15 protein-coding genes, 2 tRNA genes and 1 pseudogene are annotated in these 15,033 nt (G+C 45.5%); all 18 read left to right on the top strand.

All coding sequences use genetic code 11. The annotated features are described in order from the left end of the window. Positions 1–93, top strand: a pseudogene (locus AZ602_RS07035) (IS1 family transposase); the annotation flags it as partial. Next, positions 93–1,355 (top strand): class I SAM-dependent DNA methyltransferase, encoded by a 1,263-nt coding sequence (locus AZ602_RS07030; protein WP_103034325.1) that lies wholly within the window; start codon positions 93–95, stop codon positions 1,353–1,355. The pseudogene AZ602_RS07035 and the gene AZ602_RS07030, both read left to right, overlap by 1 nt. Positions 1,356–1,364: 9 nt before the next feature. After that, a complete protein-coding gene (locus AZ602_RS07025; protein WP_103034324.1) occupies positions 1,365–2,234 on the top strand; it encodes a LysR family transcriptional regulator in 870 nt (289 codons plus the stop codon). A 116-nt stretch (positions 2,235–2,350) separates the two neighbouring features. Next, positions 2,351–4,000: an MFS transporter gene (locus tag AZ602_RS07020; protein WP_103034323.1), complete on the top strand. Its 1,650-nt coding sequence runs from the start codon at positions 2,351–2,353 to the stop codon at positions 3,998–4,000. A gap of 20 nt (positions 4,001–4,020) precedes the next feature. Next, positions 4,021–5,172 carry an HlyD family secretion protein gene (locus AZ602_RS07015; protein WP_103034322.1) on the top strand — a complete coding sequence of 384 codons (1,152 nt, stop codon included), beginning with the start codon at positions 4,021–4,023 and terminating at the stop codon, positions 5,170–5,172. A gap of 104 nt (positions 5,173–5,276) precedes the next feature. Beyond that, positions 5,277–6,026: a YebC/PmpR family DNA-binding transcriptional regulator gene (locus tag AZ602_RS07010; protein WP_078317654.1), complete on the top strand. Its 750-nt coding sequence runs from the start codon at positions 5,277–5,279 to the stop codon at positions 6,024–6,026. Between the two features lie 81 nt (positions 6,027–6,107). Beyond that, a complete protein-coding gene (locus AZ602_RS07005) occupies positions 6,108–6,299 on the top strand; it encodes a hypothetical protein (RefSeq protein WP_103034321.1) in 192 nt (63 codons plus the stop codon). 3 nt (positions 6,300–6,302) lie between these two features. Then, positions 6,303–6,902: a Fic family protein gene (locus tag AZ602_RS07000; RefSeq protein ID WP_103034320.1), complete on the top strand. Its 600-nt coding sequence runs from the start codon at positions 6,303–6,305 to the stop codon at positions 6,900–6,902. Positions 6,903–6,911: 9 nt separating this feature from the next. Continuing rightward, on the top strand, positions 6,912–8,453 hold the full coding sequence (gene ilvA, locus AZ602_RS06995; protein WP_103034319.1) for a threonine ammonia-lyase, biosynthetic: 1,542 nt from the start codon (positions 6,912–6,914) through the stop codon (positions 8,451–8,453). Between the two features lie 42 nt (positions 8,454–8,495). Next, entirely contained in the window at positions 8,496–9,032 is a 537-nt protein-coding gene (locus AZ602_RS06990) for a hypothetical protein (protein WP_103034318.1), read from the top strand. Between the two features lie 34 nt (positions 9,033–9,066). Further along, positions 9,067–9,591, top strand: coding sequence for a GNAT family N-acetyltransferase (locus tag AZ602_RS06985; protein ID WP_103034317.1), 525 nt, complete (start codon positions 9,067–9,069; stop codon positions 9,589–9,591). A gap of 128 nt (positions 9,592–9,719) precedes the next feature. Then, positions 9,720–10,121 carry an RNA-binding S4 domain-containing protein gene (locus tag AZ602_RS06980; protein WP_078317648.1) on the top strand — a complete coding sequence of 134 codons (402 nt, stop codon included), beginning with the start codon at positions 9,720–9,722 and terminating at the stop codon, positions 10,119–10,121. A gap of 100 nt (positions 10,122–10,221) precedes the next feature. After that, entirely contained in the window at positions 10,222–11,265 is a 1,044-nt protein-coding gene (gene murB, locus AZ602_RS06975; RefSeq protein ID WP_103034316.1) for a UDP-N-acetylmuramate dehydrogenase, read from the top strand. Next, positions 11,249–12,004 carry a YdcF family protein gene (locus AZ602_RS06970; RefSeq protein ID WP_103034315.1) on the top strand — a complete coding sequence of 252 codons (756 nt, stop codon included), beginning with the start codon at positions 11,249–11,251 and terminating at the stop codon, positions 12,002–12,004. Before murB ends, AZ602_RS06970 begins: the two co-directional genes overlap by 17 nt. Before the next feature lie 105 nt (positions 12,005–12,109). Continuing rightward, positions 12,110–12,200 (top strand) — tRNA-Ser (locus tag AZ602_RS06965). Between the two features lie 40 nt (positions 12,201–12,240). Next, positions 12,241–12,331 (top strand) — tRNA-Ser (locus AZ602_RS06960). A gap of 113 nt (positions 12,332–12,444) precedes the next feature. Continuing rightward, positions 12,445–13,089 (top strand): LysE/ArgO family amino acid transporter, encoded by a 645-nt coding sequence (locus tag AZ602_RS06955; RefSeq protein WP_103034314.1) that lies wholly within the window; start codon positions 12,445–12,447, stop codon positions 13,087–13,089. Positions 13,090–13,223: 134 nt separating this feature from the next. Continuing rightward, the gene (gene argS / locus AZ602_RS06950) at positions 13,224–14,951 is read left to right on the top strand and encodes an arginine--tRNA ligase (protein ID WP_103034313.1); all 1,728 of its coding nucleotides are present in this window, start codon (positions 13,224–13,226) and stop codon (positions 14,949–14,951) included. Positions 14,952–15,033 lie beyond the last annotated feature (82 nt).

Below are 15,033 nucleotides of genomic sequence, written 5' to 3'. Positions count from 1 at the left end.
TTTAGAAGGAGTTGTAATTTTTCAAAAAAGATTGAAAACCATTTTAAAGCTTTCGACTTAACCTTTTTTTACATCAATAATGGCTTCATTTAATGTCAGCATACTTTTTGAAACACCACCAAATTGTGTTATTTGAACGCATTAGCCAATATATTGCCGATGAAAACCGCCGTGATGATTTTTGCCGTGCGATTATTTCCAAATTGACAGATTTTAGTTTTGAGCAGATTTTCGCGCAAAAATTTGATTTTTTCGCCACCATTTTTGAATATTTGATTAAAGACTACAACAGCAATTCAGGCGGTAAATATGCTGAATATTACACGCCCCATGCGGTTGCTCGGATTATGGCGGATATTTTGGTTCCCGAAAGTCAGCGTGGCACAATCCGCAGTGTGGATGTGTATGACCCATCGGCAGGTTCTGGTACGCTACTCATGAATGTGGCTCATGCGATTGGCGAAGATAAATGTATGATTTATACGCAGGATATTTCGCAAAAATCGTCAAATTTATTGCGTTTGAATTTGATTTTGAATAATTTGGTGCATTCTTTGAATAATGTGATTCAGGGCAATACGATTTTGTCGCCTTATCATAAAGATCATTCAGGACAGCTCAAAAAATTTGATTTTATTGTGTCTAATCCGCCGTTTAAACTCGATTTTAGCGATTTTCGCGACCAGTTAGACAGTAAGGAAAATAACGCGCGTTTTTTTGCGGGCATTCCGAATGTGCCGAAAGCCAAAAAAGAAAGTATGGCGATTTATCAGCTGTTTATTCAGCATATTTTGTTTAGCTTGAAAGAAAACGGTAAAGCGGCGATTGTGTTGCCGACTGGTTTTATTACGGCTCAATCGGGGATTGATAAAAAAATCCGTGAGCATTTGGTGGAAAATAAGATGCTGGCTGGTGTGGTGTCTATGCCGTCTAATATTTTTGCGACCACAGGAACGAACGTTTCTATTTTATTTATCGATAAAAGCAATCAAGGCGATGTGATGCTCATTGATGCGTCTAATTTGGGCGAAAAAATCAAAGACGGTAAAAATCAAAAAACGGTTTTAACCACAGACGAAGAACGTAAAATTTGTGATACGTTTACCCAAAAACAAGCTGTTGAAGATTTTAGCGTGGTGGTCAGCTACGATGAAATTAAAGCGAAAAATTACAGCTTGTCGGCAGGGCAATATTTTGATGTGAAAATTGATTATGTCGCGATTTCTGCTGATGAATTTGAACAAAAAATGGCGGATTTTTCAGCGAATTTAGATGATTTATTTGCGCAATCAGCAGTGCTAGAGCGTGATATTAAAGCAAAACTGGCAACTTTGAAATTCAACAACCATCAATAGAAATTTATCATGAATAACATAAGCCTTGATGATATCCGTCTGTTTGTGGCTGTGGTGCAAGCAGGCAGTCTGAGTGCTGCATCCGAGCTGACCGATATTCCTGTATCTCGACTCAGTCGCAGGCTCACCCAACTAGAAAAAACACTCGGTACGCAGCTACTCAATCGTGGCAAAAAAGGCGTGAGCCTCAATGAACTTGGTGAGCATTTTTTTACTCATGCCCAAAATATGCTCGAACAAGCCGATGCCGCCATCCAAAGCATCCAAAACGGTCTGAACAAACCCAGCGGCCTACTGCGCATCTCTGCACCTGTCGATGTCGCGCACCGCTATGTCATTCCCTATCTCAATGACTATCTGACTGAGTATCCTGATGTGATGATCGACATCAATCTTAGCCAACAAAAAGTTAATATGATCCAAGATGGCATCGACATCGCCATCCGCGTCGGCTCAATTGAAAATGACAATGTTGTCGCCAAACGATGGCTGGATATGCAATTTGGCATTTTTGCCACCCAAAGCTATCTTGACACCTATGGCGTGCCAACCAACCCAAACGACCTATACGATCACCGTATCATCGCACAGACACTAAGCTTACCTTGGCAGTTTCAAAAAGATGATCAGCTCATCAAAATTAATCCCCATCCATTTATCGGCTGTAATGACTTTACCGCTGTCGATCCTTTGATCGCACAAGGGCTTGGCATCGGCAAGATGACCTTTGAGAGCGCCCGACATCACCCACAGTTGGTGCGCGTGCTGACAGATTGGGAAATGGGCAGTAAAACAATTTCCATGCTGTATTACAAAAACCGCGGCGGCATTCCAGCGGTGCGCAGTTTTATTGATTGGTATTTTAATTTGTTTAATTAAATCTCTTTTCTTACTTTGGAAAATTAAAGTTATACGCCCAAGTCATCAAATTCGCTTGACCGGCTATGATAGCAGTCGTATAGTTTGGCGATACTCAAAAATAACAATAACAACCAATGCAAACACCAGAATATATCGAAAAACCACCCAATTGGACAGCGGATGAGCGGCCTGCCCTGCCCGGGTCGCCCGCCAGCATCACTCATGCCCGTCCGATCGCCATCTTGTATTTTATCATCGGGATGTTTGTGACCATCTCAGGTGGCATGGGTAATGGCTTTACCACTGCCAATTTACCCTATCTACAAGGCGAATACGGTCTGACGACAACGCAAGCAGCTTGGTTTCCCGCTGTTTATGTCATCGGCAGTATAAGCTCAAGCATTCTTGCTTATAAAGCACGGCAGCAACAAGGCATCCGCTGGTTCACCGAAGTGTCACTGTTTGCGTTTTTGGTAGTGACAGGGTTACATCTACTCACCCATAGCTATGAATTGGCGCTACTCGTGCGTGGTCTAAGTGGGTTTGCCGGTGGTACGCTCTCGACGCTTGGGCTGTTTTATATCATGCAAGGCGTCAAAAAACAGTATAAACTGCATTCGCTATACTTTGCGATGGCAGCAGGTCAGCTTGGCGTGCCACTGGCTTGGGTCATCTCGCCGTATCTGCTGTCAGCGGATAACTGGGGTCGACTATATAGCTTTGAATTCGGGTTGACGCTGTGCTGCTTTGCGATGGTGATGATGCTCAAGCTGCCCCGTGGCGTACGCATACGTGTGTTCAATCAAGGCGACATCGTAGCATTTGTTTTACTGACCGCAGGTTTTGGTGCTTTGGCAGGTGTACTGGTACAAGGTCCGATCGTCTGGTGGCAAAATGACCCAACACTTGCCTACTGGCTAATCTTCGGCTTTGGCGCGCTGATGTTGGCATTTTTTATTGAGCATCATCGTCGCCTGCCTTTGGTGGATACCCGCTGGCTGACGACGATTGGTTTGTTGCGATTTTTGATGGCATCGATTTTGCTGAGATTTTTGATGGCGGAGCAATCTTGGGCGACGGTGAATTTTCTGCGTAATATGGGTATGAGCAGCGATCAGTTTGTCGGCTTATATGCCATCATCGTCGCTGGTACTTTTGTTGGTGGTATGGTCAGTGCAATGACCTTTTCGCCAAAGACTGTATTCATACAGCTGCTTGGTGCGGGTGTATTGATCGCGATTGCCAGTTATTTTGATACCAATTTGACCAGTGATGTGCGACCACAGAATTTTTATATCAGTCAGTTCCTCATCGGCTGTGCTGGCGGTATGTTTATCGGTCCGATGCTGTTGGTCGGCTTTGTCAAAGCGATGCTAAAAAGCCCCAACCACATTGCCATGCTGATCATCTTATTCACCGCCAGTCAAAACTTCGGTGGTTTGCTTGGCTCATCATTTTATTCAACATATCAGCAGCAACAATTTCAGGTACATCGTCAAGCAATACTTAATGATATACCATCGACAGATCCGCAGTCCACGCTCAGACTTGCCCAGTATCAAGCAAGCTATCGTCCTGTACTCACCGACAGCACTCAGACAAGCCAGCAAGCCACCTTAACTCTCAATCAAGCCATTAACCGTGAAGCAACCGTTCTTGCCTTTAGCGATGCGATTCGCTTCAATTTTTATTTAGCATTAGTAGGCATTATTTGGGGCATCGTTCAGATGTTCATTGTCAAGCGATATTTAAAGAAAAATCCCTTACCTATCGGTCAAAAATAACAATAAATTTGGAGAAATACATGAGCCAAGATCAGCAAAATACCGACAGCAATATTGATGCCACGAACAAGGAAGATGTCATCCAAAAACCCACTGCTGAGACGTCCAAACTCATCGTCGCAAAAAAATCGACGATCTTTATCATGTCTTTGGTGTTTTTGCTTGGTGTGGCGATTATTTTATGGGTATGGAAAATCCCACCTTTTGTCTCAAACAGTGAGCAAACAGACAATGCTTATATACGAGGAAATTCCACCATTTTATCATCGCAAATCAATGGCTATGTTGATGAAGTGTTGGTCAAGGATTTTGACACCGTCAAGGCAGGTCAAGTATTGATGCGTATCAACACTGCCAATTACGACCAGCAAGTCATACAGGCTGAATCAAGCATCACCCAAGCCCAAACCAATCTGAATAATCAGCAGCAAGTCATTGAGCAACGCAAAGCTGACATCAAGGTCGCCAATGCACAGATTAAACAAGCACAAACCCAATATGAGCTAGCCCATACCCAGCTTGATCGTTTGTTAAAGCTCGTCGATATCGGTGCTGTCTCACAAGCTGAAATCGATAATGCTCGTGCCAGTGTCCGCTCTAGTGAAGCTGCGATTAATCAAGCCAAAGCATCTGCCGATGCCGCAATACAAGCCTTAAAGACTGCAGAAGTTGCTCGCACAGGACTTGAGGCACAAGTAAAGAGTGCCGCCGCATCTGCCACTCAAGCCAAAACCTATCGTCAGTACAGCGAAGTGGTAGCGCCGATCTCGGGACAGCTTGGGCAAGTTGGCGTGCGTAATGGACAATATGTCAGCACCGGCACACAGCTTATGTATATCATTCCAAAAGACACTTGGGTGATCGCTAATTTTAAAGAAACACAGCTTAAGCACATTCACATCGGTCAGCCAGCGACTTTTAGCGTAGATGCTTTGGACGGTGCGACTTTCACAGGCGTCGTGAACAGCATCTCGCCTGCCACAGGCTCTGAATTTAGCGTCATCAAGACCGACAATGCCACAGGCAACTTCACCAAAGTCGTCCAGCGCATCTCGGTACGCATCGATATCATGCCCGATCAGCCCAATCTCGATCAGCTTAGACCAGGGATGTCAGTCATCGCCAAAGTTAATACCCAACCTCTAAATGTAGAAAAACAGGCATCAAAGTAGCGAAGCAGTAGAAAATCCACCAAAAATTGCGTATAATACCCAGTTATTTTTTCTGAATTTTGTTTAATTTTTATCCAAGTTGGATCAATTTTTAAAGGTGCATTATGGCAGGTCATAGTAAATGGGCGAACATCAAACATCGTAAAGCCAAGCAAGACGCCGCAAAAGGCAAGATTTTTACCAAAATCATCCGCGAAATCGTCTCAGCATCCAAAGGCGGTGATCCAGACCCAAACAACAACCCACGCCTGCGTGCGGTACTCGAAAAAGCCAATGCTGCCAACATGACCAAAGATGTCATCAAGCGCGCCATTGAACGTGGTCAAGGCGGTGGTGAAGGCGATAACGTCCAAGAAATCACCTACGAAGGCTATGGCGTCGGCGGCGTGGCGGTCATCGTTGAGACCATGACGGACAATGTCAACCGCACGGTTGGTGAAGTGCGTCATGCCTTTAGCAAACACGGTGGCAACCTAGGCACATCAGGCTCGGTCGCTTATCTATTTAGCAAGCGTGGCGAGATCGTATTTAATGATCTTAGCTTAGAAGACAGCGTGATGGAAGTCGCCCTAGAAGCAGGCGCTGATGATATTGAGAATGATGGTGAGAGCCTACTGGTCATCACAAGTCCAGCTGCCTTTGGTGCGGTGGTCGATGCCCTACTGGCAGCAGAGCTAAAGCCTGACAATATGGAAGTCACCATGTCGCCAAGCACCACTGCTGATATTGATAACATCGATGACGCCCAAAAAGTGCTGAAGATGATTGATATGCTAGAAGATTTGGACGACGTCCAAGAAGTTTATACCAATGTCAATTTTAGCGATGATGTGATGGCACAGTTGGATGCTTGATTTGTCATTGAATTTATAAAGCAAATTGGATATGATAGCTGATCATCATATCCAATTTTTGTTTTAAACAAAGGAATAATAATGGCTGCAAGCACTCAAAATCAATTGACCGATATTGAATTTTTAAGAGCCTTTGTTCGGGCAAATAATGCCATTGAAGGTGTTGTTTTATCAGAAAAAGATAAACTTTTTATGGATAATATTGACCCAAAAATTGACAAGCAAGCATTCAAAGAATTGGTACTAAATCACATCAGATCAAAAAGAAGCTAAATCATGGGTTCGTCAAATTCTGATGAAGACATTGCCAAACGCTATTTTTATGGTGAAATCGGCAAAAGTGCGTTGGTAAATAAACTAGACATAAAAAACCAAATTGAGCTAGAAGAAGCAGAAGCCTATTATGTGGAATTGGCGATTGCTAACGGCTTATCCAAGCAAGCTCAAGAATTATCGCCCGACGGCTTAAAACAAATGCACAAAGAACTGTTTGGTGAGATTTATGAATGGGCTGGCGTCTATCGCACCTATGGTACTGGCAGGGGATTGCCTTTTTGTCGTCCAGAATTTATTGATCATGAGCTTAAAAAGCTATACCAACAGCTCAACAATAAACTATACCATGGCATGGCTAAAGATGAGTTTATCAGAGTTGTTGCATACTTTTTGGGTTATTTAAACGCCATACATCCTTTTATTGATGGCAATGGCAGAACCCAAAGACAATCTCTATTATTGATTTGCCAACAGTTTGATTTTACGCTAAAAATTAACCAATATCTCACCCAAAAATACTGGTATCAATCTGCCGAATTGAGTCATCAATATGGTGATGACAGTGGATTTGAAGAAATTTTGAAAAATATTATTGATTAGGAAAACCCCATGCTAACCCCCTATGTTCGTGCCATCCTACAAGCCACCGTCTATGATGCTGCTGTGCGTACACCACTTGAGCCAGCGGTGAAATTATCCAAACGCTTTAATAACGACATTCGTATCAAGCGTGAAGATTTGCAGCCTGTATTTAGCTTTAAATTGCGTGGTGCATACAACAAAATCAGCCAACTATCCGATGCCGAAAAAGCCAAAGGCGTCATCTGTGCATCCGCTGGCAACCATGCTCAAGGCGTCGCTTATTCCGCCAGCCGTCTAAATCTCAATAATCTCATCGTCATGCCGACCACCACCCCTGATATCAAGGTACAAGCGGTCAAGGCATTGGGCGGTACAGTACATCTGCATGGTGATAGCTTTGATGAAGCCAACCGCTTTGCCATCAAAAAATCCCAAACCGACGGGCTGACCTATATTGCCCCTTATGATGACGAGCTTGTCATCGCAGGTCAAGGCACAATCGGGCTTGAGCTGACCCAGCAGTGGCGTGAGATTGATTATGTATTTGTTGCGGTCGGCGGTGGCGGTCTGATGGCAGGTATTGCCGCTTATCTTGGCGATGTCGCACCACACATCAAAGTGGTCGCCGTTGAGCCTGAAGGTGCCGCTTGCCTAAAAGCCGCCCTAGCTGCAGGCGAGCGAGTACGCCTACCACAAGTCTCACTGTTTGCCGATGGTGTAGCAGTTGCACAGATTGGCGAGAAGCCTTTTGAAGTCGCCCAGATGATGAAATCGGACGGCACAGGCGCTGTCATTGAGTCTGAAATCGTGACGTGTACCAATGATGAAATCTGCGCTGCCATCAAAGATGTCTTTGAAGAAAACCGAGCCATCGTCGAGACCGCAGGGGCATTGTCCATCGCCGGCATGAAAAAATACCTAAGCACGCACGGCATCACAAACAAAAACTGCGTCGCCATCGTCTCAGGCGCGAACATGAACTTTGACCGCCTACGCTATATCGCCGAGCGTACCGAGATTGGTGAACAAAAAGAAGCGATTTTTGCGGTGCAATTACCCGAAAAAACAGGGGCGTTTTTGGACTTTTGTCGTGTGCTACAAGGTCGCAACATCACCGAATTTAACTACCGCATGGATGCCACCAACCCAAATACCGCCCATGTTTTTGTCGGTATCGGACTCAAAGAAGGTCAAAAAGAGCGTGCCATCATCAGCGATGCCCTAGCACAAGGCGGCTACATCACCCATGATCTCACTGATGATGAAGCCTCAAAAACCCACATCCGCTATCTGATTGGCGGTCATGCACGCTTGGATGATGAGCAGTTATTCCGTGTGATTTTCCCAGAACGCCCAGGGGCGCTGCTGAATTTCCTTGAAAAACTGGGTCAAGATTTTAACATCACTTTATTCCATTATCGCAATCATGGTGCTGCTGAAGGTCGTATCATGGTGGGCTTACAAGCTTCCAAGGGCAGCAGCCGCCAAATCCTAGATGCACTCACCGAAATCGGCTATGAATGCGATAATCTGACGGACAATGTGGGCTATCAGCTGTTTTTGAAGTGATATGATGACTATCATCACAGATAAATTGGCGGTCAAACACTCATGCTAGACCGCCAACTGTTAAGACAGCACGGTGCCAAAAATATCGCCGTTGACTCCACTGCATTATCAAAATCCCTATCCATCTATCTGATGCCAATTATTTTTTGTATTTTCTTGGCGATTGGTTGGTATAATAGCGATATTGGTTTTATTATTGTTGTTATCATTGCCATCATCGGTAATTTACATTGGCATTTTAAAATAAACAATCATCATGCCGATGAAGTATGGGAAACTCCTGATGGCTTTATCATCATTATTGATAATGACTATGAAGAAATTCGCTTTTGTGATATCAAAAAAGTTGAATATAAATTCCGATATTTAATAGATAATCGAAATTATATCGTTGAATTTTATTTCAAACAGCCCAATAAATTTGGTGATAAAATCTTTTTTGTAACTTGGGAAGATGCGTGCAATTATAATCAAGAATCACAAATCTTTCGGATAAAAAACCAAGCCACTCTTGATTACATCAATCGCCTGCAAGAAAAAATCAAACAGGCAAACGACAATCATATGAGCAAAGAATGAACATCCGCACCTGTCATTAAAATTGGAAACGCTAATGACTCTCACCTTTAAAAAACCCACACTGGATGACAAACAAAGCACCCTAGCCTTTGCCAACGCCTATTTATCTTATTATGATGAAACTGGCATTCATGGCGGTGCAGAATTGGCGCGCTTTGATGACAGCACTTTTAATGAATGGCTTAACTATGTTTATGCTCCTGCTGGCACTAATACTTTTGGTTATGACAAGGTCGGTGATGAGACATGGCTAATCTATCTAGAAAATACTGTGGTGGGCATCGTCAACATTCGTTATGAGCTAACTGAATTGTTATCAAAAATAGGTGGTCATATTGGCTATAGCACGCATCCAGATTTTCAAGGTCAAGGCATCGCAAAACAAGCACTGGCTCATGCCTTACAAATCTTAAAGGATAAAGGCGTTGATCGTGCCTTGCTCACTTGTAATGATCGCAATACAGGCTCTGCCAAGGTCATCGAAAGTCATGGCGGCGAGCTAGAAAACACCATAGAATCTGGCGATCAAATCATCAAGCGCTATTGGATCTCGTTATAAGGCAATCAAGCGACAATGGACATAACAAGCATCCATACCCTGCCCCATTGGTCATTTGGCGATAATCCACAAATGGCGGATGATAAAATGTGGCTAATTTTTGAAGAATTTACAGTAGTTAAAATTTTATGAACCCATCTGAACTCACCAAAGTGCGCGCCGATAAATGGCTATGGGCAGCACGGTTTTTCCGCACTCGTAGCCTAGCCAAAGAAGCCATCGAGTCTGGCAAAGTACATATGAACGGTGCCAAAATCAAGGTCAGCAAAGAGCTGCAAGTCGGCGATACGCTCACCATCCGCCAAGGTCACGCCACCCGCCTAGAAGAAAAAACCGTGGTGATAAAGGCATTATCTGAGAACCGTGGCAATGCCACCATCGCAGCCACACTGTATGATGAGACTGATGAGAGCGTGGTGCAGCGAGAGTTTTTTGCCGAGCAGCGTAAACTTTTGAACCTTGCTCGCCCTGACACCAAGCCCGACAAGAAACAACGCCGAGCACTGAATAAATTCAAACAGCAGTGGTAAAAAATCCGATAAGCCGCTGTCTCAATGATGGCTTTATCGATTGACTTGCCAAGCTTGTAGTCGCTATAATGCACTCATTTTCAACCAATCTAAGTCGCCAATGATTCACACCCATCACAATTACGACCTGTCCGCCTTGAATACCATGGCGCTCAGTGCCACAGCCGCTACCGCCATCATCATCGATGATGAATCGGTATTGCCATCATTACAACTGGCAGCGCCTTGGATGGTGTTGTCCGGCGGCAGCAATGTGCTTTTACCCCATCGCATCGAGGCGACGGTGGTGATGCCGCGCATGATGGGCAAAAAAGTCATCGCCGAAGATGCTGACAGCGTCATGCTAGAGGTGATGGCAGGTGAAAACTGGCACGATCTGGTCAGTTATTGCACTGCTCAAGGCTGGTATGGACTGGAAAACTTGGCACTGATCCCAGGCTTGGCGGGTGCTGCTCCCGTCCAAAATATCGGCGCTTATGGTGTGCAGCTAGAAGATGCACTGATATCGGTGCGCGTGTATGAATGGCAGACCGCTCGTTTTAAGACCTTGACCAAAGATCAGTGCCGGTTTGCTTATCGTCACAGCATCTTTAAAGATGATCCTGATCGCTATTTGATCACCGCCATCACCCTAAAGCTGCACAAAGACAGCACCAAGACGACGAGCAACTATGGTGATCTGCACAACCACGCCATCGCCCTAGCCACACAAGACGGCCGATCAAGCATCACACCGATGGATGTGTATCATGCAGTGATCGATATTCGCAATAGCAAATTACCCGACCCAAAACAGCTGCCAAATTGCGGATCATTTTTCCAAAATCCCATCATTTCTGCCGATCAATACCAAAGCTTGCTCGAGCAATATCCTACTATGCCGCACTATCCGGTGGCTGATGGCATGGTCAAAGTCCCTGCAGGTTGGCTCATCGAACAAGCTGGACTTAAAGGCGGTGGCATCGCACCGATCTTGACACACACCAAACAGGCTTTGGTCTTAACCAATCACGCCCCATTGATCGCCACCCAAGATGACATCGCCGCTACAGCCAAGCACATTATCGATGCTGTGGCGGCCAAATTTGGCATTCGCTTGGTGCGCGAACCTGTATGGATTGATTGCGATGGCAGCCATCACTGACGCATCTAAGCCATCTGTCATCAGTCGCATGCTACGAAGCACCATTAGGCTATTGATCGGCGTTGCATTGTTGACAGGCGTGGTCACTGCAAGCGTGTTCACCCCGTTATTTGCCGATGCTGGTGTGGCTTTGTTGTCTGCCTATTCTAAGCTAACACTGCCCAGTATTGATCAGCCTGCCAGCAGCATCGTGATCTTAGGCGGCGGACTGACGCGTGATCAACAAGGCGACATTGTTTTAAATCACTACAGCCAAAGCCGCGCCGATAAAGCCATCGCCCTGCACCGTGATTCACCGTTAAATATCATCACCAGTGGCGCTGAGTCGCCGTGGCTACGCGATTATCTGAATTTACATCTTGATCGCTCACGCGTTGTCATCATCAACGAAAATGCCAGCATGAATACTTGTGAAAATGCCGCATTCACCGCCAAGCTGCTTGCCCATCATGAGTTGCCGACCACTGCTTATCTGGTGACTGATCGCTATCACATGGCGCGCGCCCGTCGTCAATTTGCGCGTGCTGGCATTGATACCATCGCTGCGCCTGCTAGGCTGCACATCCGCCCCAGTTGGACACAGCCAAGCAATAATCTCGTTCACAGCCGTCGTACACTGTATGAGATTGCAGCTTTGGCGCGCGACATCATCGCACCGCAGCCAAATTGCCGCAGTAGTGATGAGATCAGCATCGAAGAGATCAGCACGCCAAGACGCAAGCCAAAGTTATTTTTATGATGTTATCAAGCTTGGCTCACCGTTTTCGCTGATTTGTCATAAAAATTCACCCATCTAAAAAAAATCCTTGCATTTATAAAAATTTAGGCTATAATACGACGCATTGGAAGCTTGGCAGAGCGGTTGAATGCACCGGTCTTGAAAACCGGCGTGGGTTTATAGCCCACCGAGAGTTCGAATCTCTCAGCTTCCGCCATTATTCTGATTTTATCATCCTTGTGATGAATACCGCTTACGGAAGCTTGGCAGAGCGGTTGAATGCACCGGTCTTGAAAACCGGCGTGGGTTTATAGCCCACCGAGAGTTCGAATCTCTCAGCTTCCGCCATTATTGATCGCCCAAGTCCGCATTGGATTTGGGCGATTTTATATCTGTTTGTGCAGCATCTGTGACTGGCGCACGGTAATTTGGCTTAGATTGTTTTTTGATTTGGTGGCATCATGTCCTACAGCGTATTAAACCCAGTGTTTGTGCAAGGCTTTTTGGTCTCTGGCGGCTTGATCGTAGCCATCGGCGCCCAAAATGCTTATGTACTAAAACAAGGCTTGCTAAAGAACCATGTGTTTTGGGTGGTGCTCACCTGCTTTTTGTGCGATTTCATACTCATCAGCATCGGCGTACTCGGCATGGGATCTTTGATCGCGCAAAGTGTGATGGCCACCATCGCCTTGGCATTGGTTGGCGCGCTGTTTTTGACCGTATATGGCTTTCGTGCTTTGATGAGTGCCTTTCGTGGCGATAGCGCACTGTCTATCGACGCCAGCCCAAAAGCCACCACCCTAGCCTCCACCATCGGCACCACGCTGGCATTGACGCTATTAAATCCGCATGTCTATCTTGACACTGTGGTCATCATCGGCGGGGTTGCCAGCACACTGAGCCAAGATGGGCGCTGGCTATTTTTGGCAGGCGCGCTGCTGGCTTCTGCCAGTTGGTTTTTTGGCTTGGGTTATGGCGCACGCCTACTCATTCCATTATTCAAAAAGCCCATCACTTGGCGGATCTTGGATGCCTTGATCGCATCAGTCATGTGGCTCATCGCCGCCAATCTGGCGATTTATGCTCATCGACTGTATTTTGGTTAATACAGCTAATTTATCCCAAATCATGCTCAATCGCCTAAGATTTTTTGTGGAAAATTTGCTAAAATACTGCGGTTTAAATTTCACCAATTGTCATCCAATATCGTCCAATTTTCTTTATGGATAAGCATAAAATTATGAATATTCAACAACTTTTAAATGACAAAATCACACAAGCCATGATCAGTGCAGGTGCAGACAGCGATGCCCAAGCACTCGTGCGTCAGTCTGGCAAGCCACAGTTTGGCGATTATCAAGCCAATGGCATCATGGGTGCCGCCAAAAAACTGGGCAAAAATCCTCGTGAGTTCGCCCAAAGCGTCATCGATGTGCTAGATATCAGCGATATCGCCACAAAAGTTGAAATCGCTGGTGCAGGTTTTATCAATATTTTCTTAAATAATCAATGGATAGAAAATAGCACTACGGCCGCCAATAGTGATGCTAAACTGGGTGTAAATGCCAACCAACATCAGCGCGTGGTCGTGGACTATTCATCACCAAATGTCGCCAAAGAAATGCACGTCGGTCATCTACGCTCCACCATCATCGGTGATAGCGTCGTGCGTACGCTTGAATTTCTAGGCAATACCGTAATTCGTGCCAACCATGTCGGTGACTGGGGTACGCAGTTTGGTATGTTGATTGCTTATCTTGAAAAGATGCAAAACGAAAACGCCACCGATATGGATTTGTCCGATATCGAAGAGTTTTATCGTCAAGCTAAGCTAAATTATGATAATGATGAATCCTTTGCCGAGAAATCTCGTAACTATGTCGTCAAACTCCAAAGCGGTGATGAGTACTGCCTAAGTATGTGGCGTAAGCTTGTCGATATCACCATGACGCAGTGCCAAGCCACTTATGAGCGTATGAATGTCACTTTGACACCTGATGATGTCATGGGTGAAAGCCTATACAATCCGATGCTGCCTGTCGTGGTGCAAGCACTCAAAGACAAAGGCCTTGCGGTCGAAGATGATGGTGCTGTCGTGGTATTTTTGGATGAATTTAAAAACAAAGACGGTGAGCCAATGGGCGTCATCATCCAGAAAAAAGACGGCGGCTATCTATATACCACCACCGACATCGCCGCTGCCAAATACCGTTATGAGACCCTACAGGGTGATCGTGCGTTGGTCTTCACCGATGCGCGTCAAGCACAGCACATGGCACAGGCATGGCTCATCACTCGCAAGGCAGGCTTTGTGCCTGAGTCATTCAGCCTTGAGCATTTTACCTTTGGGATGATGCTTGGCAAAGATGGTAAGCCGTTCAAAACTCGTACCGGTGGCACGGTCAAATTAAACGATCTACTAGATGAAGCCATCGAGCGTGCCACCGTCTTGATCAATGACAAAAACACCGAACTTACTGATACCGAAAAGCAAGCGGTCATCGATGCTGTCGCCATCGGTGCGGTCAAATATGCCGATTTGTCAAAAAATCGCAATACCGACTATGTGTTTGATTGGGATAATATGCTGTCGTTCGAGGGTAACACCGCGCCGTATATGCAGTACGCTTATACTCGTATTCGCTCGATTTTTGCCAAAGCGGGTGTGGATGGCGATACCCTAACAGGTCAAATCAGCATCTCTAATGATAAAGAGCGTGCTTTGGCGGTGAAATTACTGCAGTTCGAAGAAGTGCTGCTCGCCGTCGCCAAAGATGGACTACCACATCTGCTCTGCCAATATCTGTTTGAGCTGGCAGGTGCGTTCTCAGGCTTTTATGAAGCGTGTCCAATCCTAACAGCCGATGAGCCAACCAAAACCAGCCGCCTACTGCTTGCCAATCTCACCGCCAAGACGCTTAAGCAAGGCCTTGATTTACTTGGTATCAAGACCGTTGAGAAGATGTAAATCAGTTAAATTCAGATGATTATCCCCAGTTTAAGCTGGGGATAGTTTTGCCCCACCTATCTCACGCTCTAAGATCGCTATC

It is taken from the genome of Moraxella sp. RCAD0137 (assembly GCF_002894025.1).
GTDB lineage: Bacteria > Pseudomonadota > Gammaproteobacteria > Pseudomonadales > Moraxellaceae > Moraxella > Moraxella porci.
Note: the sequence above shows the minus strand (reverse complement) of the source record. Positions and strands in the feature narration are given on the sequence as shown.